The organism is Pseudothioclava arenosa (assembly GCF_002358085.1).
GTDB classification, from domain to species: Bacteria; Pseudomonadota; Alphaproteobacteria; order Rhodobacterales; family Rhodobacteraceae; genus Pseudothioclava; species Pseudothioclava arenosa.
This window is the reverse complement of record NZ_NTJD01000003.1, coordinates 26,761-46,584: the sequence shown is the minus strand read 5'-3', so window position 1 is coordinate 46,584 and position 19,824 is coordinate 26,761. Positions and strand designations below refer to the sequence as shown.

At 66.1% G+C, this 19,824-nt stretch carries 25 protein-coding genes; 10 read left to right on the top strand and 15 right to left on the bottom strand.

The window, feature by feature from the left end; genetic code table 11:
- Positions 1–26: 26 nt before the first annotated feature.
- Genes pgeF through lgt form a run of 3 tightly spaced genes read right to left on the bottom strand, consistent with a single transcriptional unit; the run spans position 27 to position 2,788 of the window.
- The gene (gene pgeF / locus CLN94_RS04470) at positions 27–788 is read right to left on the bottom strand and encodes a peptidoglycan editing factor PgeF (RefSeq protein WP_096431597.1); all 762 of its coding nucleotides are present in this window, start codon (positions 786–788) and stop codon (positions 27–29) included.
- Positions 789–803: 15 nt separating this feature from the next.
- Positions 804–1,892 carry a class I SAM-dependent methyltransferase gene (locus tag CLN94_RS04465; protein WP_096431595.1) on the bottom strand — a complete coding sequence of 363 codons (1,089 nt, stop codon included), beginning with the start codon at positions 1,890–1,892 and terminating at the stop codon, positions 804–806.
- Positions 1,889–2,788, bottom strand: coding sequence for a prolipoprotein diacylglyceryl transferase (gene lgt, locus CLN94_RS04460; protein WP_096431593.1), 900 nt, complete (start codon positions 2,786–2,788; stop codon positions 1,889–1,891). Before lgt ends, CLN94_RS04465 begins: the two co-directional genes overlap by 4 nt.
- Before the next feature lie 181 nt (positions 2,789–2,969).
- Here lgt and CLN94_RS04455 point away from each other — a divergent pair, with 181 nt between their 5' ends.
- Positions 2,970–3,248, top strand: a complete 279-nt coding sequence (locus tag CLN94_RS04455) for an accessory factor UbiK family protein (protein ID WP_096432197.1) — start codon at positions 2,970–2,972, stop codon at positions 3,246–3,248.
- Between the two features lie 6 nt (positions 3,249–3,254).
- Here the strand turns inward: CLN94_RS04455 and CLN94_RS04450 are convergent, their stop codons facing one another.
- Together CLN94_RS04450 and CLN94_RS04445 are read right to left on the bottom strand one after the other, a co-directional pair.
- Positions 3,255–3,680 (bottom strand): NUDIX hydrolase, encoded by a 426-nt coding sequence (locus tag CLN94_RS04450; protein ID WP_096431591.1) that lies wholly within the window; start codon positions 3,678–3,680, stop codon positions 3,255–3,257.
- Positions 3,677–3,979 (bottom strand): DUF6476 family protein, encoded by a 303-nt coding sequence (locus tag CLN94_RS04445; protein ID WP_096431589.1) that lies wholly within the window; start codon positions 3,977–3,979, stop codon positions 3,677–3,679. Before CLN94_RS04445 ends, CLN94_RS04450 begins: the two co-directional genes overlap by 4 nt.
- Here CLN94_RS04445 and CLN94_RS04440 point away from each other — a divergent pair.
- Together CLN94_RS04440 and rpoH are read left to right on the top strand one after the other, a co-directional pair.
- Positions 3,978–5,009: an RluA family pseudouridine synthase gene (locus CLN94_RS04440; RefSeq protein WP_096432195.1), complete on the top strand. Its 1,032-nt coding sequence runs from the start codon at positions 3,978–3,980 to the stop codon at positions 5,007–5,009. The genes CLN94_RS04445 and CLN94_RS04440 overlap by 2 nt on opposite strands.
- A 175-nt stretch (positions 5,010–5,184) precedes the next feature.
- Positions 5,185–6,084 carry an RNA polymerase sigma factor RpoH gene (gene rpoH / locus CLN94_RS04435; protein WP_096431587.1) on the top strand — a complete coding sequence of 300 codons (900 nt, stop codon included), beginning with the start codon at positions 5,185–5,187 and terminating at the stop codon, positions 6,082–6,084.
- Between the two features lie 92 nt (positions 6,085–6,176).
- On the opposite strand, the gene CLN94_RS04430 is transcribed toward rpoH, so the two are convergent.
- Positions 6,177–6,677, bottom strand: coding sequence for an Lrp/AsnC family transcriptional regulator (locus tag CLN94_RS04430; RefSeq protein WP_096432193.1), 501 nt, complete (start codon positions 6,675–6,677; stop codon positions 6,177–6,179).
- Positions 6,678–6,841: 164 nt separating this feature from the next.
- Here CLN94_RS04430 and trxB point away from each other — a divergent pair, with 164 nt between their 5' ends.
- On the top strand, positions 6,842–7,783 hold the full coding sequence (gene trxB, locus CLN94_RS04425) for a thioredoxin-disulfide reductase (protein WP_096431585.1): 942 nt from the start codon (positions 6,842–6,844) through the stop codon (positions 7,781–7,783).
- Between the two features lie 232 nt (positions 7,784–8,015).
- On the top strand, positions 8,016–9,722 hold the full coding sequence (locus CLN94_RS04420) for a bifunctional sulfate adenylyltransferase/adenylylsulfate kinase (RefSeq protein WP_096431583.1): 1,707 nt from the start codon (positions 8,016–8,018) through the stop codon (positions 9,720–9,722).
- 114 nt (positions 9,723–9,836) lie between these two features.
- Here the strand turns inward: CLN94_RS04420 and CLN94_RS04415 are convergent, their stop codons facing one another.
- From CLN94_RS04415 to CLN94_RS04405, 3 genes are all read right to left on the bottom strand, one after another.
- A complete protein-coding gene (locus CLN94_RS04415) occupies positions 9,837–10,808 on the bottom strand; it encodes a threonine dehydratase (protein WP_096431581.1) in 972 nt (323 codons plus the stop codon).
- A gap of 83 nt (positions 10,809–10,891) precedes the next feature.
- Positions 10,892–11,119 (bottom strand): DUF1150 family protein, encoded by a 228-nt coding sequence (locus CLN94_RS04410; RefSeq protein ID WP_096431579.1) that lies wholly within the window; start codon positions 11,117–11,119, stop codon positions 10,892–10,894.
- A gap of 10 nt (positions 11,120–11,129) precedes the next feature.
- Positions 11,130–11,543, bottom strand: a complete 414-nt coding sequence (locus CLN94_RS04405) for an Hsp20 family protein (protein WP_096431577.1) — start codon at positions 11,541–11,543, stop codon at positions 11,130–11,132.
- Between the two features lie 225 nt (positions 11,544–11,768).
- Between CLN94_RS04405 and CLN94_RS04400 the strand changes: the two genes are divergently transcribed.
- The 3 genes from CLN94_RS04400 (at position 11,769) to CLN94_RS04390 (ending at position 13,599) form a co-directional block, all read left to right on the top strand.
- Entirely contained in the window at positions 11,769–11,987 is a 219-nt protein-coding gene (locus CLN94_RS04400; RefSeq protein ID WP_096431575.1) for a YdcH family protein, read from the top strand.
- Between the two features lie 69 nt (positions 11,988–12,056).
- Entirely contained in the window at positions 12,057–12,542 is a 486-nt protein-coding gene (purE, locus tag CLN94_RS04395) for a 5-(carboxyamino)imidazole ribonucleotide mutase (RefSeq protein WP_096431573.1), read from the top strand.
- Positions 12,535–13,599, top strand: a complete 1,065-nt coding sequence (locus CLN94_RS04390; RefSeq protein WP_096431571.1) for a 5-(carboxyamino)imidazole ribonucleotide synthase — start codon at positions 12,535–12,537, stop codon at positions 13,597–13,599. Before purE ends, CLN94_RS04390 begins: the two co-directional genes overlap by 8 nt.
- 61 nt (positions 13,600–13,660) lie before the next feature.
- Here CLN94_RS04390 and CLN94_RS04385 read toward each other — a convergent pair whose 3' ends face one another.
- The 3 genes from CLN94_RS04385 to CLN94_RS04375 are packed head-to-tail and all read right to left on the bottom strand — an operon-like array spanning position 13,661 to position 16,339.
- Positions 13,661–14,500, bottom strand: a complete 840-nt coding sequence (locus tag CLN94_RS04385; protein WP_096431569.1) for a DMT family transporter — start codon at positions 14,498–14,500, stop codon at positions 13,661–13,663.
- Positions 14,501–14,548: 48 nt separating this feature from the next.
- Positions 14,549–15,271 carry an alpha/beta fold hydrolase gene (locus CLN94_RS04380; RefSeq protein WP_096431567.1) on the bottom strand — a complete coding sequence of 241 codons (723 nt, stop codon included), beginning with the start codon at positions 15,269–15,271 and terminating at the stop codon, positions 14,549–14,551.
- A 48-nt stretch (positions 15,272–15,319) separates the two neighbouring features.
- A complete protein-coding gene (locus CLN94_RS04375) occupies positions 15,320–16,339 on the bottom strand; it encodes a ribose-phosphate pyrophosphokinase (protein ID WP_096431565.1) in 1,020 nt (339 codons plus the stop codon).
- Positions 16,340–16,455: 116 nt separating this feature from the next.
- Here CLN94_RS04375 and CLN94_RS04370 point away from each other — a divergent pair, with 116 nt between their 5' ends.
- Both CLN94_RS04370 and CLN94_RS04365 read left to right on the top strand, forming a co-directional pair.
- Positions 16,456–17,055, top strand: coding sequence for a 2-hydroxychromene-2-carboxylate isomerase (locus CLN94_RS04370; protein WP_096431563.1), 600 nt, complete (start codon positions 16,456–16,458; stop codon positions 17,053–17,055).
- Positions 17,055–17,870 carry an alpha/beta fold hydrolase gene (locus CLN94_RS04365; protein WP_245845095.1) on the top strand — a complete coding sequence of 272 codons (816 nt, stop codon included), beginning with the start codon at positions 17,055–17,057 and terminating at the stop codon, positions 17,868–17,870. The genes CLN94_RS04370 and CLN94_RS04365 overlap by 1 nt, the downstream gene beginning before the upstream one ends.
- 35 nt (positions 17,871–17,905) lie before the next feature.
- On the opposite strand, the gene CLN94_RS04360 is transcribed toward CLN94_RS04365, so the two are convergent.
- Genes CLN94_RS04360 through CLN94_RS04350 form a run of 3 tightly spaced genes read right to left on the bottom strand, consistent with a single transcriptional unit; the run spans position 17,906 to position 19,763 of the window.
- The gene (locus CLN94_RS04360) at positions 17,906–18,352 is read right to left on the bottom strand and encodes a YcgN family cysteine cluster protein (protein ID WP_096431561.1); all 447 of its coding nucleotides are present in this window, start codon (positions 18,350–18,352) and stop codon (positions 17,906–17,908) included.
- Positions 18,349–19,284: a bifunctional riboflavin kinase/FAD synthetase gene (locus CLN94_RS04355; protein ID WP_096431559.1), complete on the bottom strand. Its 936-nt coding sequence runs from the start codon at positions 19,282–19,284 to the stop codon at positions 18,349–18,351. Before CLN94_RS04355 ends, CLN94_RS04360 begins: the two co-directional genes overlap by 4 nt.
- Before the next feature lie 41 nt (positions 19,285–19,325).
- Entirely contained in the window at positions 19,326–19,763 is a 438-nt protein-coding gene (locus CLN94_RS04350; protein WP_096431557.1) for a MaoC family dehydratase, read from the bottom strand.
- Between the last annotated feature and the right edge of the window lie 61 nt (positions 19,764–19,824).

Genomic DNA, 19,824 nt, shown 5'->3' with positions numbered 1-19,824 from the left:
GCGAACACTCCCCCGACCGGCACCAATCAGAGGCGGATCACCGAGATCAGGCGACCGTAGTCAACCTCTTGTTCATGGGTCGCACGACGGTAGGAATAGAACAGCTCGGGCTCGCAATAGGTGCAATGGTGCACCCATTCCGCCCGGCCCACGCCCGCCTCGCGCAGTTTGTGCAGCCCAAAGGACGGCAGGTCGAAGATCGGCCGCTCGCCGGGTCCTTGCGTGAAGAAGCGCGCGAACTCCGGGTCTTCGTCGGTGAACCGATCCATGAAGTCCCAGCCCACCTCATAGACCCGCTGCGAGATGCAGGGCCCGATCACCGCCGCGATCTTCTCGCGCCGCGCGCCCAGCTTGACCATCGCGGCGACGGTGTTTTCCAGAATATCGTCAAGCGCCCCGCGCCAGCCGGCATGGGCCGCACCCACAACGCCCGCCTCGCGATCGGCAAACAGCACCGGCTGACAATCGGCGGTCAGCACGCTCAGAAGCACGCCCGGCACATCGGTCACCATCGCATCCGCCTCAACCGGCGCGGCCAGCGGGCCAGTGACATGCACGACATCCGCAGAATGGGTCTGATGCACCCCGACAAGCTGCGCGGGATCGACATCGAAAGCCTCGGCCACGCGGGTGCGGTTGATCGCCACGACCTCGGCCAGATCGCTCGACCCCGGCCCGCAGTTCAGCCCCTTGAACACACCCGATGAGGCCCCTCCCTTGCGGGTCAAAAACCCGTGGCGAACGCCGTCAAGCGCCGGAGAGGTCAGGATTTCAAGCGTGGCGGCCATGATGAGCGCTCATGTTCAGGACGGTTTCACAGGGTCGAACCCCGGCACGGGCGGGGCGGTTTTCGGGACGATGGCAAGGCTTTGGAACAGGTGACCCATTTCGGCGGGGTGGGTCAAGCGCCGATGCGCGGCGACATGCGCGTCGAGCGCCGCACCCTGCAGAGCACGCGCCAGAACCTGCGCGCGTTGCGTGATGCCCAGACGCTCCAGCAGAACGCCTTGCGCCGTCATTCCCGACACCGCCGCCCCCGCCGCACGGGCCGCGCGGGCCAGTGGCTCGAAGTCAACATGGGCGGTCAGGTCGGCCTCGCCGGGGCTGGCCAGAGGGTCCTCGGGCTGATGCGCGCGCAGCGCCTGAAAGGTATCGCCCAGCGAATACCAATTGCCATAGTCGATCACGATCGCCACCCCGCCCTGCGCGGCGATCTGCCCTGCGATGCGGGTGATGATCGGCTCGGCGGCCGGGCAGGTTTCGACGACATCGCCGGGCTTCGTGTCTTCCTGCCGATGCGCCAGCGCGGCGTAATCGGTCTCGGGCGCAAGCCCGGCGATCAGCGCACCCTCGGGCGCGAGCCCCACCTGACGCTCGCACCAGCCGCGCGCGGCGCGCTGGAACTGACGGATCGGCAGCGCGTCGAAAAACTCGTTCGCGACAAGGAACAGGGGCGCGTCATTCGGCAGGTCTTCGACCTGCGCGTGCCAGATGACAGAGCGCCCCGCCAGCGTCTGGCGCTGCACCTCGCGCAGGGTCGGCGAGGCCTCGACCAGGTGGATTTCGGCGGCCTCGACCATCCCCGGCACCGCCGCCATCGCGCGCAGCATATCCGCCATCAGCGTGCCGCGCCCCGGCCCCGGCTCGGCCAGGATGAACCGCGCGGGTCGCCCCTGATCGAGCCAGACCTGCGCAAGGCAAAGCCCCAGCATCTCGCCGAACATCTGCGAGATTTCCGGCGCGGTGATGAAATCACCCGCCGCTCCGAACGGGTCGCGCGTCGCGTAATAGCCATGCTCGGGATGCAACAGGCACTCGGCCATGAAATGATCGAGCCGCATCGGCCCCTCGGCCGCGATGCGCCGCGCGAGGATCTCGGTCAGGGGCGTCATAGCGCCGCCTCGCCGCGCTTGGGCAGGCGCATCGCGCGCCAGGCGAACCACAGCCCCACGAGGATCATCGGGATCGACAGGATCTGCCCCATGGTCAGCCCCGCGCCACCGAACTGCAGCACATAGCCCAGCGGGTTCTCGGGGCTGGCGAATTGCGCGTCGGGCTGGCGGAACAGCTCGACAAAGGCGCGCGCGGCGCCATAGCCCGCGAGGAACACGCCCAGCAACAGCCCCGGCCTGCGCAAACCGCCCAGCGCCAGCAGCCCCCAGAGGATCGCGCCCAGCACCAGACCTTCAAGCCCCGCCTCGTAGAGCTGCGAAGCATGGCGCGCACAGGCGCCGTCGATCTGCCCGGCCATGCCGTCGCAAAACTGCGCCTCGGGCACCGGAAAGATCACGCCCCAAGGCGCATCGGTCGGCCGTCCCCAAAGCTCGGGCTTGATGAAATTCGCAACCCGCCCCAGCAACAACCCGATCGGCGCCACCAGCGCAAAGGCATCGGCCAGGGCAAGCGGCGCGATCTGGTGGCGGCGCGCAAACCACAGCCCCGCCACGACCACGCCCAGAAACCCGCCGTGAAACGCCATGCCGCCTTCCCAGACCTTCAGGATCTCGAGCGGATGGGTGAGGTAATAGCCCGGCTGATAGAACAGCACATAGCCCAGCCGCCCGCCCAGAATGACCCCCAGGATCACCGCCGTCAGCAGGTCCTCGACGCGCGCGGGCTCCATCGGCGCCTCGCCCCCCCAAAGCCGAGGCCGCTTCATCAGCGCAACGATAATCTGCCAGCCCGCGACCAGACCCGCGATATAGGCCAGCGCATACCAGCGGATCGGCAGGTCAACCCCCGGGATCACGAAGGCATTGGGGTCGATATCGGGGAAGGGAATGGCCATGGCGCTCCTCGTTTCGCGCGGCACCCAAGCGCGCCGGGCGCGTGAAGTCAACCGCCCCGACGGCCCGCTCGCGCCCTTGTCAGCCGATGGCACCCTGCCCCGCCCTTGCATGGCGGGCCGCACGCGCGCATATAAGGCCAAAGCCCGCGACCAGACCCCCGCGACCAGACCGGAGAGCCCGATGCAAGCGCCCAACAAGTTTCTCGACGAGATGTCCAAGCTGATGACCAACGCCATGGGCGTGGCCCAAGGCGCCAAGAGCGAGGCCGAGACGGCCATGAAATCCTGGATGGACCGCTGGCTCGCCGAGCGCGACTTCGTCACCCGCGAGGAATTCGACGCGGTGCGCGCGATGGCGCAGAAGGCGCGCGAGGAGAACGAGGCGCTGAAGACCCGCCTCGATGCACTCGAAGCCGCCTCCGCCCCAAAGAAACCCGCGCGGGCGAAGAAAGACGCCTGAGCGCGCTCAGCCCGTCTGAGCAAGGGCGCGCGCGAGAACCTCTTCGACGCGCGCGCTCATCGGCAGGCGCCGGGCCAGCACATCGGCCTGCGCCACCCACTCCGCCGCCAGCGCATCGTCGTCCGCCTCAGGCGAGCCGCCCAGATAGCGACAGGCGACGGCGACAAGATGGTAGTGAAACTGCACCGCTCCGCCGGCGTCGCGGCTGATCGCATCGGTTTGCCCCAGCACTGGTCCTGCCTCGGCCCGAATGCCGGTTTCCTCGTGCAATTCGCGCAAGGCCGCCGCCTCGACCGTCTCGCCCCATTCGACCTTGCCACCAGGATAGCCCCAAAGCCCGGCATCGGGCGGATTGGCACGGCGCACCAGCAGCACCTCGGAGCCGCGCAGCACCACCGCCAAAACGCCCAGCCGCGGAACCGGCCCGCTCATTCGAGCGCCAGCTCTTGCGCCAGCGTCCCGTCGGGGCGATAGACCAGAACCACGCCGGCCTCGGTCACTACCAGCGTGAACTCGCGCGCGAAGGTGATTGCCTCGACCGAGGCGCCCTCGGGCAAGGAAATCGTGGGCGGCAGCTCGGGCATCGGCGCTTGCCCCGGCAGGCGGATGACAAGCAGCGTCACAATCGCTACAAGGCCCGCAATCATCGTCGCGGTCAGCAAGCTGACCAATATCTTGAGAAAACGGATCTCGGGCAGCGGGGCCGGATCGGAAGGCAGCATGTCGGACATGGAAGAGCGCATCCTTCGCGTGGTGATCGGGGAAAACCCGCCTGCCCGCCTTGATAAAGCCTTGGCCGAGCTTGTGCCAGAGGAAGCGGCCCTTTCGCGGTCTCGGCTGACCAAGCTGATCGCCGACGGCGCCGTGTGCCGCGATGGCCAGCCCGTCACCGACCAGAAGGCCCGGGTCAGCGAAGGCGATGTCTTCGAGATCGCGCTGGAGCCCCCGCGCCCGGTCGAGACGCAGGCACAGGACATCCCGCTGAACGTGCTCTGGGAAGACGAAGACCTGATCGTGATCGACAAGCCCGCGGGGATGGTCGTGCATCCGGCGCCCGGCTCGGAGGATGGCACGCTGGTCAACGCGCTCTTGCATCATTTCGGCGGCAACCTGTCCGGCATCGGCGGCGACGCCCGCCCGGGCATCGTGCACCGCATCGACAAGGATACCTCGGGGCTCCTGGTGGTCGCGAAATCCGACCGCGCCCATCACGGGCTGGCCGAGCAATTCGAGCGCCACAGCGTCCACCGCCATTACCTCGCCATCTGCCACGGCACACCTGACGCCGCCGACCCGCGCCTGCGCGGCACCAAGGGGGTGAGCTTTGAGCCCGGCAATGTGCTCAAGGTCACCTCGCAACTCGCGCGCCATAAAACCGACCGGCAGCGGCAGGCGGTGCTGTTCCACGGTGGGCGCCATGCCGTCACCCGCGCCCGCGTGGTCGAGGATTTCGCCGGTGCCGCAGCCCTGATCGATTGCTGGCTGGAAACCGGGCGCACGCACCAGATCCGCGTGCACCTGGCCCATTGCGGCCACGGGCTGATCGGCGACCCGACCTATGGCGGCAAGCGCAAGCTGCCCGCGAAGGTGATCGGCGAGACCGCGAGCGAGGCCGCCTCGGCCTTCCCGCGCCAGGCGCTGCATGCCGCGACGCTGGGCTTCATTCACCCCGTCAGCGGCGAGGAACTGTCGTTTTCCTCGCCCCTTCCCGCCGACATGGAGGCGCTCCTTGACGTCCTGCGCGCGGGCGCCGAGGGCTGAAACACCGTTCAAATCCGCGTTAACCGGCCTTGAGTCGCGCCGGAAACCCTTTCATTTTTCGTTCAGATCCCTGTGCTAGCCGGGCTGTCGGACCTGCGCCTGAAAGGGATGGGCGCTTGAAAACCCGATGTCCCTGCCCCATGTTACGATGTCCTCGCAAGGGAGAGAGGTCTGAATGTCGAATTACGCCAACCTGCCAGCGCCCAGCCCCGAACAGGGCTTAAACCGCTACATGCAGGAAATCCGCAAGTTTCCGCTTCTGGAACCGGAAGAGGAATACATGCTGGCCAAGCGTTGGGCCGACCATCAGGACACCGACGCGGCCCACAGGCTGGTCACCTCGCACCTGCGCCTCGCGGCCAAGATCGCCATGGGCTATCGCGGCTACGGACTGCCGCAGGCCGAGGTCATCTCGGAGGCCAATGTTGGCCTTATGCAGGCGGTGAAACGCTTTGACCCGGAAAAGGGCTTCCGCCTCGCGACCTACGCGATGTGGTGGATCCGCGCCGCGATCCAGGAATACATCCTGCGCTCCTGGTCGCTGGTGAAACTCGGCACCACCTCGGCGCAGAAGAAGCTCTTCTTCAACCTGCGCAAGGCCAAGGCCAAGATCGGCGCCTACGAAGAGGGCGACATGCGCCCCGAGAACGTGCGCCAGATCGCGACCGACCTGAACGTCTCCGAAGACGAGGTGATCGCGATGAACCGGCGCCTGTCGGGGGGTGACGCCTCGCTCAATGCGCAGGTTGGCGCCTCAGATGGCGATTCCTCGGCGCAATGGCAGGACTGGCTTGAGGACGAGGATGCCGATCAGGCCGAGGCCTATGCTGAGCAGGACGAACTGCAGACACGCCGCGAAATGCTGATGGCGGCGATGGATGTGCTCAACGATCGCGAAAAAGACATCCTGATGCAGCGCCGCCTGCGCGACGACCCTGTCACGCTCGAGGAGCTCTCGGAACAATACGGCGTCTCGCGCGAACGCATTCGCCAGATCGAGGTCCGCGCCTTCGAAAAACTCCAGGACAAGATGCGCGACCTTGCCCGCGACAAGGGCATGAAGATCCCGGCCTGACCGGCGCTTTCATTTTGCCGAAAATATCCCGCGGGGTGAATTTCCGCAGGAGAGAGGGGGCGGGAGCCCCCTTTTTTCGTGTCGCGCGGATCTCAGGCGAGCTTCGCCAGCCGGTCTTCGAGCACGTCAAACGGCACGCCCGGCTCATCCTTCGCGCAGCGGATCACCAGGCTCGTCTTCACGCTCGCCACGTTGTCGGCGGCGGTCAGCTGCCCGGTCAGGAAGCTCTGGAATGTGCTCAGGTCCGGCGCGGCGCATTTCAGCACGAAGTCGATCTCGCCGTTCAGCATGTGGCACTCGCGCACCAGGGGCCAGTCGCGGCAACGCTGCTCAAAGGCGCTCAGGTCGGATTCGGCCTGGCTGTGCAGCCGCACCATCGCGAAAACCTGCACCTCGAATCCCAGCTCGCGGGGGTTCACATCGGCGTGGTAGCCACGAATGTAGCCAGCCTCTTCCAGCGTGCGCACGCGGCGCAGGCAGGGCGGCGCGGAAATGCCAACGCGTTTGGCCAGCTCGACGTTGGTCATCCGGCCATCCGCCTGCAGCTCGGCCAAAATCTTGCGGTCGATTTCGTCAAGCTTGGTGCTGGCCATGATCATCCTTTCCTCGGCTGCGGCGAAAACTTAGCTGCGCGCAGCTGAATGCGCAATATTATTTCGCGACGGCGGCTGCAAGAGCAATTCGCCGCAGGACAGTGCCCCTTCCCCCCGCGCGCGCCGCTGTCTATATCCAACAGACCGGAATCCAGGAGGACAGCATGAGCGAGACCAAGAAAACCCGCGTTCTGATCATCGGTTCGGGCCCGGCGGGCTACACGGCCGCCGTCTATTCGGCGCGCGCCATGCTGGAACCCGTTTTGGTGCAGGGCCTTCAGCCCGGCGGACAGCTCACCATCACCACCGAAGTCGAGAACTGGCCCGGCGAGACCGAGATCCAGGGCCCCGACCTGATGGTCAAGATGGAGGCCCATGCCGCCGCCATGGGCGCCGAGATCCGCACCGATTACATCACCTCGGTCGACCTGTCGGCCCGCCCCTTCGTCGCACTGGGCGATTCGGGCACGCGCTACGAGGCCGACGCGCTGATTTTGGCAACCGGCGCGCAGGCGCGCTGGCTGGGCCTGCCGTCCGAAGAGAAGTTCAAGGGCTTCGGCGTCTCGGCCTGCGCAACCTGCGACGGGTTCTTCTATCGCGGCCGCGAGGTCGTGGTGATCGGCGGCGGCAACACCGCCGTGGAAGAGGCGCTGTTCCTGACCAATTTCGCCTCGAAGGTCACGCTGGTCCATCGCCGCGACACGCTGCGCGCCGAAAAGATCCTGCAGGACCGCCTGTTCAAGAACCCCAAAATCGAGACCGTCTGGAACGTCACCCCCGAGGAAATCCTCGGCACCGAGGCACCGCTGGGCGTGACCGGCGTGCGGGTGAAAGACGTGAACACCGGCGAGACCCGCGTCATTCCCTGCGACGGCTTCTTTGTCGCGATCGGCCATGCGCCGGCCTCAGAACTGGTGAAAGACCAGTTGAAACTGCACGCGGGCGGCTATGTCTGGGTCGAACCCGGCTCGACCCGCACCTCGGTCGAGGGCGTGTTCGCCGCGGGCGACCTGACCGACCACACCTATCGCCAGGCGGTGACCTCGGCGGGGATGGGCTGCATGGCGGCGCTCGATGTGGAGCGCTGGCTGGCCGAGCAGGACTGATCCCGCGACACGGATTTCCCAGAACGGAGCCCGAAGGGGCGCCGTTTTCGTTTCGCCACTGTGCAACTGCAGCATTTCTCCTTCTCGGCAAGAATTTGCCCGGGATTCTGCCTTTTTTTATTAAGGATTACCGCTTCGGCTTGAATTCGCCCTGCCCTCCGCGTTAAGCGCAGGGCAGCCCGCGCTACGGCGCCGCTCCATGCAATCAGTGAAGTCAGAGGCAGGATCCCAGATGCCGCAGTCCCCCCTCGCTCCGGTCCCGGAGCTGTATGTTTCCTATGAATCCGCGCAGAAGCTCAAGGAAGAGGCGGGCAACCTGCCGTCCTGGGATCTGACGCCGCGCCAGATCTGCGACCTCGAGCTGCTGATGAACGGCGGCTTCAACCCGCTCAAAGGCTTCCTCTCGGAAGAGGATTATAACGGCGTGGTCGAGAACATGCGCCTCGCCAATGGCGCGCTCTGGCCGATGCCGATCACCCTCGACGTGAACGAGAAATTCGCCGAGACCATCGAGCCCGGCCAGGACATCGCGCTGCGCGACCAGGAAGGCGTGATCCTGGCGATCCTCTCGGTCTCCGACAAATGGGTGCCGAACAAGGCGCGCGAAGCCGAGAAGGTCTTTGGTGCCGATGACCTCGCCCACCCGGCGGTGAACTACCTGCACAACACCGCGGGCAATGTCTATCTGGGCGGCCCGATCATCGGCATCCAGCAGCCCGTCCATTACGACTTCAAGGGCCGCCGCGACACGCCGAACGAACTGCGCGCCTATTTCCGCAAGCTGGGCTGGCGCAAGATTGTCGCCTTCCAGACCCGCAACCCGCTGCACCGCGCGCATCAGGAGCTGACCTTCCGCGCCGCGAAAGAGGCCGAGGCGAACCTGCTGATCCATCCGGTCGTGGGCATGACCAAGCCGGGCGACGTCGATCACTTCACCCGCGTGCGCTGCTACGAAGCGGTGCTCGATAAATACCCGCAATCAACCACGACCATGTCGCTCCTGAACCTGGCGATGCGCATGGCGGGCCCGCGCGAGGCGGTCTGGCACGGGCTGATCCGCGCCAACCACGGCGTTACGCATTTCATCGTCGGCCGCGACCACGCCGGCCCCGGCAAGAACTCGGAAGGCAAGGACTTCTACGGCCCCTACGATGCGCAGGAGCTGTTCAAGGAGCACGAAGAGGAAATCGGCGTCACCATGGTCGACTTCAAGCACATGGTCTATGTGCAGGAGAAGGCCCAGTATTACCCCGCGAACGAGGTTCCCGAGGGCTCGACGGTCCTCGACATCTCGGGCACCGAACTGCGCCGCCGCCTGCGCGAAGGGCTCGACATTCCGGAGTGGTTCTCGTTCCCCGAGGTGGTGACCGAGCTGCGCCGCACCTCGCCGCCGCGCTCGAAGCAGGGCTTCACCGTGTTCTTCACCGGCCTGTCGGGCTCGGGCAAGTCGACCATCGCCAACGCGCTCATGGTCAAGCTGATGGAGATGGGCGGTCGTCCGGTGACGCTTCTGGATGGCGACGTGGTGCGCAAACACCTCTCGTCGGAGCTGGGCTTCTCGAAGGAGCACCGCGACATCAACATCAAGCGCATCGGCTATGTGGCGAGCGAGATCACCAAGAACGGCGGTATCGCGATCTGTGCGCCAATCGCGCCCTACACCGCCACCCGCCGCGCCGTGCGCGAGATGGCCGAGGCCTATGGCGCCTTTGTCGAGGTCCATGTCGCGACCCCGATCGAGGAATGCGAACGCCGCGACCGCAAGGGGCTGTATAAGCTGGCGCGCGAGGGCAAGATCAAGGAGTTCACCGGGATCTCGGACCCCTACGAGGCGCCGACCGCCGCCGAGTTGGTGGTGAACACGGTCGATGTCGACGTGGACCACTGCGCGCATCAGGTGATCCTGAAGCTCGAGGCGATGGGCCTGATCAAGGCCTGATCGCGAAGACCGCGAATTGCGAACGCCCCGGAGCGATCCGGGGCGTTTTTCTTTTGCCGGGCGTCAGGATTACCGCCCCCGCAAGGCCATGGATATTTGCAGCAAAGTGAAGGATCAGCCGGGTTGCGGCACCCGCCCGGCGAGGATCTCGGCGTAAAGCGGTGCGTCGATATTGCCGCCCGAAAGGATCAGCCCGACCTTGCGGCCGAGGTTGCGGTCGCACTCTTGCAAGGCGAGCGCAAGGGCGGCGGCGCCTGCGCCTTCGGCGAGGTTGTGGGTGGCGCTGTAGTAGAGCCGGATCGCGGCGGCGATTTCCGCATCCGACACCGCACCGATCCGGGCCGCGCCTTCGGAATAGATGTCATAGGCGGCCTGCACCGGCACGCGCACCGCGACGCCATCGGCGAAAGTGCGGGCGGTTTCGGTCTCGATCAGGCGCCCGGCCTCGACCGAGAGCTTGACGCCCGGAGCACCTTCGGAGACGACGCCGACGATCTCGGTCTTGAGCCCCAGCGCGTCGCGCGCCGCGATCACGCCGCAGATCCCCGAGCCGCAGCCCACCGGCACATAGACGACGTCGAGGTCGGGATGCGCGAGGAACAGCTCGAGCCCGTAGGTCGCCACGCCCCGCACCAGCTCGCGGTGGAAGGGCGGCACGGGAAACAGCGGCTCGGCCTCGGCCAGGCACATCGCCTCGAGGCGCGCCGCGTCGAAATCGGCGCCATGCTCGATCAGCTCGGCGCCATAGGCGCGCATGGCCGCGTTTTTCTCGGTGGAATTGCCATGCGGCACGACGATTTTCGCGCGCAGCCCCAGCGCGGTGGCGGCGCGGGCCTGGCTTTGGCCGTGATTGCCGCGCGTCGCGGTGATGACGCCCTCGAGGCGCGGATGCGCCTGCTTGAGCCAGTGCATCAGCGTCACGCCGCCGCGCACCTTGAAGGCGCCGGTGGGGGCGTGGTTCTCGTGCTTGACTATGACCTGGGTGCCCAGCGCCTCGGCCAGCAGCGGCCAATCATGCGCGGGCGTGGGCGGCACAAAGCGGCCGACCAGCCGATGCGCCTCTTCGAGTTCGGAGCGTGTGAACATCTTTGCCTCTCTTTCCGCGCATCACGATGGCAAAGAAAAAGGGCGGCCCCAAGCCGCCCTTTGTGCCGGTCACAAATGCCCGTTCAGTGCACGTTCACCGGCGCAAGGTCGTTCTGCCGCGCAAGGATGAAGGCCGTGCGCCGGTCGCGCACCAGCGCGAGCCGCTCGCCATTGGCGTCATGCAGCGCATAGAGCGTCTCGACACCGTCCAGCTCGGCCTGCACTTCTTCGGGCAGGTCGGCAACGGCGACCGGGCGCACATAGACGATCTTGTCGCCCGTCTCCGCGCCGAAATCGAATTTGTGATCCATCTTGGCCCCCTTACTTTCTGGCAATCGGGATGGTCTGCACCACCGGGTCGGGCTGCGCGCGCGTGAGTTCGATGTGCAAGAGCCCGTTTTCAAGGCTCGCCCCCGCGACCTCGACGCCCTCGGCCAGCACGAAGCTGCGCTGGAAGGCGCGCGCGGCGATGCCCCGGTGCAGAAACACGCGGCTGGCCTGATCCTCGGACTGGCGGCCCCGGATCACAAGCGCCCGGTCCTCCATCGTGATCGCGAGGTCATCCTCGGAGAACCCCGCCACCGCGAGCGTGATGCGAAACGCATCCGCAGCCGATTGTTCGATATTGTAAGGCGGGAAGCCATCCGTGCCAGCCTTGGCGGTGCGCTCGACCAGACGCTCAAGCTGGTCAAAGCCCAGAAGGTAGGGATGTGCCCCGATATTCAGTTTCGTCATCTCGCAAGCCCTTGATGAAGCGACATTGCACCCGTTGAGGGCCCCGCGTATCGGCGACCCCTTTGACCGAATATGGGAGCGCCGCCCGCCCTGTGCAAGGGGCTCCCCCTCGCGACCACCCCCACGAAAGCGGCAAGATTTTTCCCGCAACTCCCTGTTTTTGCTGTATTGATAAGAAAAGCGGGGCGAGTCGCGCCTCTCATCAGCAGAATTCGGAAGCTAGATATGAATGCCCATATCGAAATGGACCCGGAAGAGGTGCTCCGTGTGAAACTGCAAGTGCTCGTGCGCGAGCACCGCGATCTGGACGAGGCGATCCACGCGCTGATCGAATCGCGCCACCCCGACCAGCTGCGCCTTGTCCGCCTCAAGAAGCAGAAGCTTCAGCTCAAGGACGCGATCGCCCGGATCGAAGACCTGCTGACCCCTGATATCATTGCCTGAAAACGCCTGCGGGGCTTGCCCTGAGGGCCGCTCTGCCTATAGTGCGCGCTCCAGCGGAAAGGGATGAGAATGGGCGTGAAAGTGGGAATCATCATGGGCAGCCAGTCCGACTGGCCGACCATGCGCGAAGCTGCCGTGATCCTTGAGGAACTCGGTATTTCCTATGAGAAAAAGATCGTCTCGGCGCATCGCACCCCCGACCGTCTCTGGGCCTATGGCAAGACCGCGGCCGAGCGTGGCCTGCAGGTGATTATCGCGGGCGCCGGGGGTGCTGCGCATCTGCCGGGCATGATGGCCTCGAAAACCCGCGTGCCGGTCGTCGGCGTGCCGGTGCAGACCCGTGCGCTTTCGGGCGTCGACAGCCTGTATTCGATCGTGCAGATGCCCAAGGGCTTCCCGGTCGCGACCATGGCGATCGGGGCGGCGGGTGCGGCCAATGCCGGGCTGATGGCGGCGGGGATCCTGGCGCTGAACGACGCCGATCTGGCCGCCCGTCTCGATACTTGGCGCGAGGCGCTTTCGGCCTCGATCCCCGATGAACCCGAGGATGAATAAGATGCTGGCACCGGGGGCGACGATTGGAATTCTGGGCGGTGGCCAGTTGGGCCGGATGCTCTCGGTCGCGGCCTCGCGGCTGGGCTTCAAATGCCACATCTTCGAGCCCGGTGCCGCGCCACCCGCCGGCCATGTCGCCGAAAAGGTGGTGACCGCCGCCTATGAGGACGAGGCCGCGCTGCGCGCCTTCGCCGAGGGCGTCGATGTCATCACCTACGAGTTCGAGAATATCCCGACCTCGGCGCTCGATCTGCTGGAAAGCCTGCGCCCGATCCGCCCCAATCGCAAGGCGCTTGCCGTCAGCCAGGACCGGCTGGTGGAAAAGGCGTTCCTGAACGACCTGGGCCTGCGCACCGCGCCCTTCGCCGCCGTCGACGACGAGATTGATCTGGAAGAGGCGATCGCCGAGATCGGCTGCCCCGCGATCCTCAAGACCCGCCGTTTCGGCTACGACGGCAAGGGCCAGGCGCGGCTGAAATCGCCCGAAGACGCCGCCCAGGCGCTGGCCGATATGGCGGGCGCGCCCTCGATCCTCGAAGGTTTTGTCGAGTTCTCGGCCGAGATCTCGGTGATCGCGGCGCGGGGTGTCTCGGGCGAGGTTGCCTGTTTCGACCCCGGCGAGAACGTGCATAAATCCGGCATCCTGCACACCACCACCGTGCCCGCGCGCATCCCGGAAGCGCTGCGCACCGACGCGGTGCTGATCGCCGCGCGGATCCTGAATGCGCTCGATTATGTCGGCGTGATGGGGGTGGAGCTGTTCGTCTCGAAAGCCGGGCTGGTGGTGAACGAGATCGCCCCGCGGGTGCATAACTCGGGTCACTGGACGCAGGCCGGCTGCACCGTCGACCAGTTCGAGCAGCATATCCGCGCGGTGGCGGGCTGGCCCTTGGGCGATGGCGCGCGCTATGCCGATGTCGAGATGCTGAACCTGATCGGCGCGGATGTCGAACAGCTGCCCGAGCTGGCGAAACAACCGCGCACGCAGATCCATCTTTACGGCAAGGCCGAGGCGAAGCCGGGCCGCAAGATGGGCCATGTGAACCGGGTGCTGTAAGGGGGGCTCTGCCCCCCGGCACTGCGTGCCTCCCCCCGGAGTATTTCGAGCTCGATGAAAGCTAGCGGCGTTTGAGCGAGAGCCCGATGCCGCCCAGCACCAGTGCGGCCGAGATCCAGAAGATCGGCTTGGGCGCCTCGGCCAGCACCAGCGCGCCGCCCAGCGCGGCCAAAAGCGGCACAGAAAGCTGCGCGATGGCGGCGAAGCTTGCGGGCAGTTCGGGCAGGACGCGGTACCAGAGCGCATAGCCAAGCCCCGAGGTGATCGCTCCGGAGGCCAGTGCGGGCCAGATGCCCCAGGCCTCGCCCTGCCCCCAATCCTGCGCACTGACCAGCCAGAGCGCGGCCAGCGGTGTCGCCAGCGTGAAATTCAGCGCGGTGGCCGCCAGCGGGTCGGCGATGCGGCGCCCGTTCAGCGAATAGAGCCCCCAGCCGACGCCGGCCAGCGCCATCAGCGCAAAACCCGCCGGGCTCACGCGCACCGTCCCCGTGGGCAGGAGCAGCAGGACAAGCCCCGAAAAGGCCAGCGCCGCACCGATCCAGCGCCAGCGCGAGATCGGCTCGCGCAGGATCAGGGCGCCGGCGAACATGGTGATCTGCACCGAACCGAAGAGCGTAAGCGCGCCTAGCCCCGCGTCGATTAGCCCGGAGGCGATCGAGAAGCCGAAGAGGTAGAGGAACAGCGTCGCGGCCCCCGCGCCCAGAACGGACGGCCGAAGCCGCAGCGCCGAGGCGCCACGCAGCGTCAGCGTCAGTCCCAAGAGCACCGCCGCCCCCGACCCGACGCGCAGCAGAGCGACGCTTGCAGGCCCCAGCCCCGCGCCGAACACCGCCCAGCGGTTCAGCACGCTATTCGCGGCGAAGGCGATCATGACAAGGCAGGTCAGCAGGACAAGGCGCATGGCGCCATGCTGCCCTGCCCGCGCCCGCGCCGCAATCAGACTTTGGGCCTAGCGCCCGATCAGATCACGCAAGGAGGCTCCCCAGCCCAGATCCTGTGCAAAGCGGCCCTTGTCGAGGAAGGCCAGAACCTGCCGGATCACGCGCGGATCGTTCATCATGTATGTATGCGTGACCGGCAGCGTCAGATGGGCGGCCATGCCCTCGACCTTGGTCGCCTCGACCGAGACCTTGCCGTCATCGCGCCCCGCGACCAGTGCCGAGGTCAGCGGGTTGATCGTGCCCGAGCCCGCAATCACGCCCAGATCGAAACGGACTGGCGGCAGGGTCGCGGGCGCATCCTCGGGGCCGGTGCCAAGGCGCACCCCCGCGGGCCCGTTCAGCCAGGCGAACCAGGCCTGATCCCCGAACAGATCGACAATCTCGGAACCCTTGTTGGGCGGCGCCAGCATCACCGCACGCCCGACGCGGTCGGGGTTGTCGCCCGCCCAGAGCCGCAGCAGGAGCCCGCCCATCGAATGGGTGACGAAATCGACCTTGCCCGGCCCACAGCGCGCCACGGCGGTCTCGACATGGGAGACCAGCTCGGGCAGGTCGGCGGCGGTCGAGGGGTAGCCCGCGTTGATCACGCGGTAGCCCCGCTGCGTCAGCGCATAATCGATCAGCAGGAGCGAATTCGGCCCGCGCGCCAACCCGTGCAGCAGCACGACGCACTCGGCGGCTGTGGCCGGAATCGCAGAAAACGCAAGGAAAAGCAGGGCCCGAATGAACATGGGGAGGACATAAGCCCTCCCCATCAAACTGCCAAGTGCCCGCCCGGATCAGCCGCGCGAATACATACCTTCGTAGATCGGCGTCAGCGTGTCGGTCTCGAAGAGCGAGCTGACCGAGGTGCCCGACCAGGTGTTCAGGATCGCCTGTGCGAACATCGGCGCGGTCGGCACGATGCGGATATTCTTGCAGCCCAGAACTTCTTCGGTGGGCTGGATCGAGTCGGTGATGACCAGCGATTTCATCACCGAGTTCGACACGCGCTCAACCGCCGGGCCCGACAGGACGCCGTGGGTGATGTAGCTGTGCACCTCGGTCGCGCCCGCCTCCATCAGGGTTTCGGCAGCCTTGCAGAGCGTGCCGGCGGTGTCGCAGATATCGTCGACGATGATACATTTCTTGCCGGTCACGTCGCCGATCACGGTCATGCCGGCCACTTCGCCCGCCTTCTCGCGGCGCTTGTCGACGATCGCCAGCGGCGCACCGATGCGTTTCGCCAGCTCGCGCGCGCGGGCCACGCCACCAACGTCGGGCGAGATCACCATCACGTCCTCAAGCTGGCCCTTGAAGTGATGCAGCACATCGAGCGCAAAGACCGGCGCGGCATAGAGGTTGTCCACCGGGATATCGAAGAAACCCTGGATCTGCGTCGCGTGCAGATCGAGCGTCAGCACGCGGTCGACGCCCGCCTCGGTCAGCAGGTTCGCCACCAGCTTGGCCGAGATCGGCGTGCGCGCCTTGGTGCGGCGGTCCTGGCGGGCATAGCCGAAATAGGGGATCACGGCGGTGATGCGCGCGGCCGACGAGCGACGCAGCGCGTCGGTCATGATCAGCAGCTCCATCAGGTTGTCATTGGCCGGGTTCGAGGTCGGCTGGATGACATACATGTCTTCGCCGCGGACGTTTTCGTAGACCTCGACAAAGATTTCCTGGTCGTTGAACCGCTCAACGCGGGCATCCACTAGCCCCACCGACATGCCCCGGTGCATCGACATGCGGCGCGCAATGGCCTGGGCAAGCGGCTTGTTGGCATTGCCGGACATCAGTTTCGGTTCGGTCATGGCAGGCATCGGGCAGTTCCTCGAGGGGGCCGGAACGCGGCGTCCGGCGGGATTCGCAAGATTGCACCCCGCTTAGCACCGGGCTAGCGTGGCCGCAAACCTCACGGGCGCTTGGGAGGGCTCGAATGGCTCAGATTGATTATTTTTTCTCGGTGTTTTCGCCCTGGACCTATTTGGCAGGCAATCGGTTGGAAGAGATCGCGGCAAAACACGGCGCCACGATCACCTACAAGCCGCTGGACCTGATGGCGCTGTTTGACCGCACCGGGGGTACGCGCCCCGCCGTGCGCCACCCGAATCGGATGGCCTATCGCATGCAGGAACTGAAACGCTGGGCAGCACATCTGGGGGCTGAGATGAACTTCACCCCCACGATCTACCCGCCCAATCCCGCGCCCGCGTCCTATGCGATCATCGCGGCGCAAAAGGCGGGCGGCGGCGATATCGGCGGGCTGGTGCAGGCGATCACGCGCGCGCTCTGGGCCGAGGACCGCGACATCGCCTCGGACGAGGTGATCCGCGCCGCGCTCGAAGCCAACGGGTTCGACGGCAACCTCGTGCTGACCGGCCTGTTCGACGGCGCCATCGCCTATGAAAAGAACCTCGACGAGGCCGCCGAGCGCGGTGTGTTCGGCGCGCCCTTCTACATCCTGCGCGACACCGACGAACGGTTCTGGGGCCAGGACCGACTTGAATTTCTCGATCGCGCATTGGAGGCGTTGTAATGGCTCTTGATACCCGCATGGGGCAGGACATCTTCTGGCAGACCATCGGCTCGGGCCCGCGCCCGGCGCTGGCCATTCACTGCACTCTGGGCGCCAGCGGGTTGTGGAAACCGGCGCTGGAGCCCTTGGGCGACCAGATCACCGCAACCGCCTTCGACCAGCCCAACCACGGCCAAAGCGGGGGCTGGGACGCCACCGGCGCCGAACCCGGCGCCTTCCAGAAACTGGTCACGCAAATCGCGGCAAGCTTCATCGACCGCCCGGTCGACCTTCTGGGCCACAGCTTCGGCGCCTCGGTGGCGCTGCGCATCGCCGCCGCCGCGCCCGAGGCGATCCGCACGCTGACGCTGGTCGAGCCGGTGCTCTTCGCCGCACTGCCCGAAAGCGACCCGGAATGGCAGGCGCTGCGCGCCAAGCAGGACCACCTCGAAGAGATGATCGCCGCAGGCGATCTTGAACGCGCCGCGCGCGCCTTCATGAATGACTGGGGCGCGGGCCAGCCCTGGGAAACCATCCCCGAGCATCACCGCGCGCGTTTCATTCAGCAGATGCCGATGGTCGGCAACATTTCGAGCGCGAATTTCGAAGACCCCGGCCAGATCGCTCGCGAAGGCGGGATGGAAGCGATCGACGCGCCGGTGATGATCGTGCACGGCGACCGTTCGCCGCCGACCATGCCGCTTGTCTGCAACGCGATCGCCGCGCGGCTGCAGGATGTCGGCACGGCCTGCATTCCGGGTGCGGGCCACATGATTCCGGCCACGCATCCCGCACAACTGACCGATCTGATCGCGATGAACCTTGAACGCGCCTGAGGGATTGGCGCCCGGGGCTTCGGCCTCGGGCCGTCTCAGACCAGCGGCGGGATGATGTAATCTTCCCAGTCTTCCTCGGGGATATCGAGCTCCGACACCGTCCAGCCGCGCACGCTTTGTCCGGCCTCATGCACGCTCTCGCGCGAGCCCGAGATCAGATAGTGCCATTCGGGCAGCGGCTCGTTGTCATAGCGCAGCCGGTAGGCGCAGGTCTCGGGCATCCAATAGGCGATGTCGTCGATCTTGTCGCGGCTCAGCGTCACGCATTCGGGCACGTAGCGGTGGCGGGTTTCGTATTTCAGGCAGCGGCAGGTCTCGCCATCGAGCAGCTTGCAGGCGACGCGGGTAAAGGCCAGCTCGTTCGTATCCTCGAACTCGAGCTTGTTCAGGCAGCATTTGCCGCAGCCGTCGCAGAGCGCCTCCCATTCCGCCGAGCTCAGCTTGGCCAGCGGCAGTTCCCAGAAGCGCGGGCGCAGGCTCATGCGTAATGCGCCCCGACCAGCAGCTCGCGCGCGCGGCCGCAGTCGATCTTCATCTGGTCGATCAGCGCGTCGAGGTTCGAGAATTTCATCTCGGGACGCAGATAGAACACCAGCGCGACAGAAATATGCGCGCCGTAAAGGTCGCCCTCAAAATCGAACAGATAGGTTTCCAGCGTCGGCTTGCGGTCCTCGAACATCGGCGAGATGCCAAGGTTCGCGGCGCCGATATAGCTGCCCGCATGCGGCCCGTTCAGCACATCGCATTTCACCGCGTAGACGCCGAGCCTGGGCATGTGCAGCCGCTCGAGCGCCATGTTCGCGGTGGGAAAGCCCAGCTCGCGGCCCTGCTTCGCGCCATGGATCACCGCGCCCTCGATCCGGTGCAGGTGGCCCAGCATCTCGTTCGCCTCTTCGGGGCGGCCCTCGGCCAGCGCGTTGCGGATCGCGGTCGAGGAAACCTCAAGCCCGTCGTGATGCAGCAAGGGCGCAATGGTGACCTCGAAGCCGTGCTTCTTGCCCAGCGCAACCAGCTCGTCGGCACCCGCCGCGCGCCCTTTGCCAAAACGGAAATCGCCGCCCACCGCGACATGGGCGATGCCCAGCCCCTTGACCAGCACCTCTTCGACGAAGACCTCGGGCGTCATCGCCGTCAGCTCGGCGTTGAAAGGCAGCTCATAAAGCCACTCGACGCCCAGCTTCTCCAGCCGGTTCGCCCGCGCCTCGGCATTCATCAGCCGGAAGGGCGGCGCGTCGGGGGCGAAATATTCGCGCGGATGCGGTTCAAACGTGATGATCCCCAGCGGCGCGCCATGGCCCCGCGCGAGGTCGATCACCGATTGATGGCCGCGATGCACGCCGTCGAAATTGCCCATCGCCACCGAGGCCCCGCGCGAAGCCTCGGTCTGATTGCGCCAATGACGGATCGTCTGCATCGCGTTGCAGTCCTCGCTCCCCGGCGAGGACGCCGGATGTTTCAGTTGCGCGAGGGCGCCAGAACCTGCGCCTCGCCCTTGAGCACCACCGTATCGCCCACCGAGCAGACGGTTTCAAGGGTGACACGACGCCGCTTTTCGTCGATTTCGCTGACACGCACCACCGCGAGAACCTCGTCACCGGGGCGGACGGGCGCCATGAATTTCAGGGTCTGGCCCATGTAGATCGTGCCATGGCCCGGAATCTGCTCGCCGATGACGGCCGAAATCAGGCCCGCGGTCAGCATCCCATGCGCAATGCGGCCCTTGAACATCGTGCCCTTGGCATAGTCGTCATTCAGGTGGACCGGGTTGTGGTCGGTCGAAACTTCGGCGAACATCTCGATATCGCGGTCGGTGATGACCTTGCGCAGGCCGCGCTCCATGCCGATCTCAAGGTCTTCGAGATAGATCGTTCCGGGTTCGAAAGTGTCGGTCATGGCGCGTCCTCGGTTAGATTTTCTGCATTGCCGCATAGCATGGCAGAAATGGTCGCGCAAC

What these genes read in the sequence shown, in the direction of transcription:
- pgeF (WP_096431597.1), bottom strand. Translation starts at nt 788, where the DNA reads ATGGCCGCCACGCTTGAAATCCTGACCTCTCCGGCGCTTGACGGCGTT.
- CLN94_RS04465 (WP_096431595.1), bottom strand. Translation starts at nt 1,892, where the DNA reads ATGACGCCCCTGACCGAGATCCTCGCGCGGCGCATCGCGGCCGAGGGG.
- lgt (WP_096431593.1), bottom strand. Translation starts at nt 2,788, where the DNA reads ATGGCCATTCCCTTCCCCGATATCGACCCCAATGCCTTCGTGATCCCG.
- CLN94_RS04455 (WP_096432197.1), top strand. Translation starts at nt 2,970, where the DNA reads ATGCAAGCGCCCAACAAGTTTCTCGACGAGATGTCCAAGCTGATGACC.
- CLN94_RS04450 (WP_096431591.1), bottom strand. Translation starts at nt 3,680, where the DNA reads ATGAGCGGGCCGGTTCCGCGGCTGGGCGTTTTGGCGGTGGTGCTGCGC.
- CLN94_RS04440 (WP_096432195.1), top strand. Translation starts at nt 3,978, where the DNA reads ATGGAAGAGCGCATCCTTCGCGTGGTGATCGGGGAAAACCCGCCTGCC.
- CLN94_RS04445 (WP_096431589.1), bottom strand. Translation starts at nt 3,979, where the DNA reads ATGTCCGACATGCTGCCTTCCGATCCGGCCCCGCTGCCCGAGATCCGT.
- rpoH (WP_096431587.1), top strand. Translation starts at nt 5,185, where the DNA reads ATGTCGAATTACGCCAACCTGCCAGCGCCCAGCCCCGAACAGGGCTTA.
- CLN94_RS04430 (WP_096432193.1), bottom strand. Translation starts at nt 6,677, where the DNA reads ATGGCCAGCACCAAGCTTGACGAAATCGACCGCAAGATTTTGGCCGAG.
- trxB (WP_096431585.1), top strand. Translation starts at nt 6,842, where the DNA reads ATGAGCGAGACCAAGAAAACCCGCGTTCTGATCATCGGTTCGGGCCCG.
- CLN94_RS04420 (WP_096431583.1), top strand. Translation starts at nt 8,016, where the DNA reads ATGCCGCAGTCCCCCCTCGCTCCGGTCCCGGAGCTGTATGTTTCCTAT.
- CLN94_RS04415 (WP_096431581.1), bottom strand. Translation starts at nt 10,808, where the DNA reads ATGTTCACACGCTCCGAACTCGAAGAGGCGCATCGGCTGGTCGGCCGC.
- CLN94_RS04410 (WP_096431579.1), bottom strand. Translation starts at nt 11,119, where the DNA reads ATGGATCACAAATTCGATTTCGGCGCGGAGACGGGCGACAAGATCGTC.
- CLN94_RS04405 (WP_096431577.1), bottom strand. Translation starts at nt 11,543, where the DNA reads ATGACGAAACTGAATATCGGGGCACATCCCTACCTTCTGGGCTTTGAC.
- CLN94_RS04400 (WP_096431575.1), top strand. Translation starts at nt 11,769, where the DNA reads ATGAATGCCCATATCGAAATGGACCCGGAAGAGGTGCTCCGTGTGAAA.
- purE (WP_096431573.1), top strand. Translation starts at nt 12,057, where the DNA reads ATGGGCGTGAAAGTGGGAATCATCATGGGCAGCCAGTCCGACTGGCCG.
- CLN94_RS04390 (WP_096431571.1), top strand. Translation starts at nt 12,535, where the DNA reads ATGAATAAGATGCTGGCACCGGGGGCGACGATTGGAATTCTGGGCGGT.
- CLN94_RS04385 (WP_096431569.1), bottom strand. Translation starts at nt 14,500, where the DNA reads ATGCGCCTTGTCCTGCTGACCTGCCTTGTCATGATCGCCTTCGCCGCG.
- CLN94_RS04380 (WP_096431567.1), bottom strand. Translation starts at nt 15,271, where the DNA reads ATGTTCATTCGGGCCCTGCTTTTCCTTGCGTTTTCTGCGATTCCGGCC.
- CLN94_RS04375 (WP_096431565.1), bottom strand. Translation starts at nt 16,339, where the DNA reads ATGCCTGCCATGACCGAACCGAAACTGATGTCCGGCAATGCCAACAAG.
- CLN94_RS04370 (WP_096431563.1), top strand. Translation starts at nt 16,456, where the DNA reads ATGGCTCAGATTGATTATTTTTTCTCGGTGTTTTCGCCCTGGACCTAT.
- CLN94_RS04365 (WP_245845095.1), top strand. Translation starts at nt 17,055, where the DNA reads ATGGCTCTTGATACCCGCATGGGGCAGGACATCTTCTGGCAGACCATC.
- CLN94_RS04360 (WP_096431561.1), bottom strand. Translation starts at nt 18,352, where the DNA reads ATGAGCCTGCGCCCGCGCTTCTGGGAACTGCCGCTGGCCAAGCTGAGC.
- CLN94_RS04355 (WP_096431559.1), bottom strand. Translation starts at nt 19,284, where the DNA reads ATGCAGACGATCCGTCATTGGCGCAATCAGACCGAGGCTTCGCGCGGG.
- CLN94_RS04350 (WP_096431557.1), bottom strand. Translation starts at nt 19,763, where the DNA reads ATGACCGACACTTTCGAACCCGGAACGATCTATCTCGAAGACCTTGAG.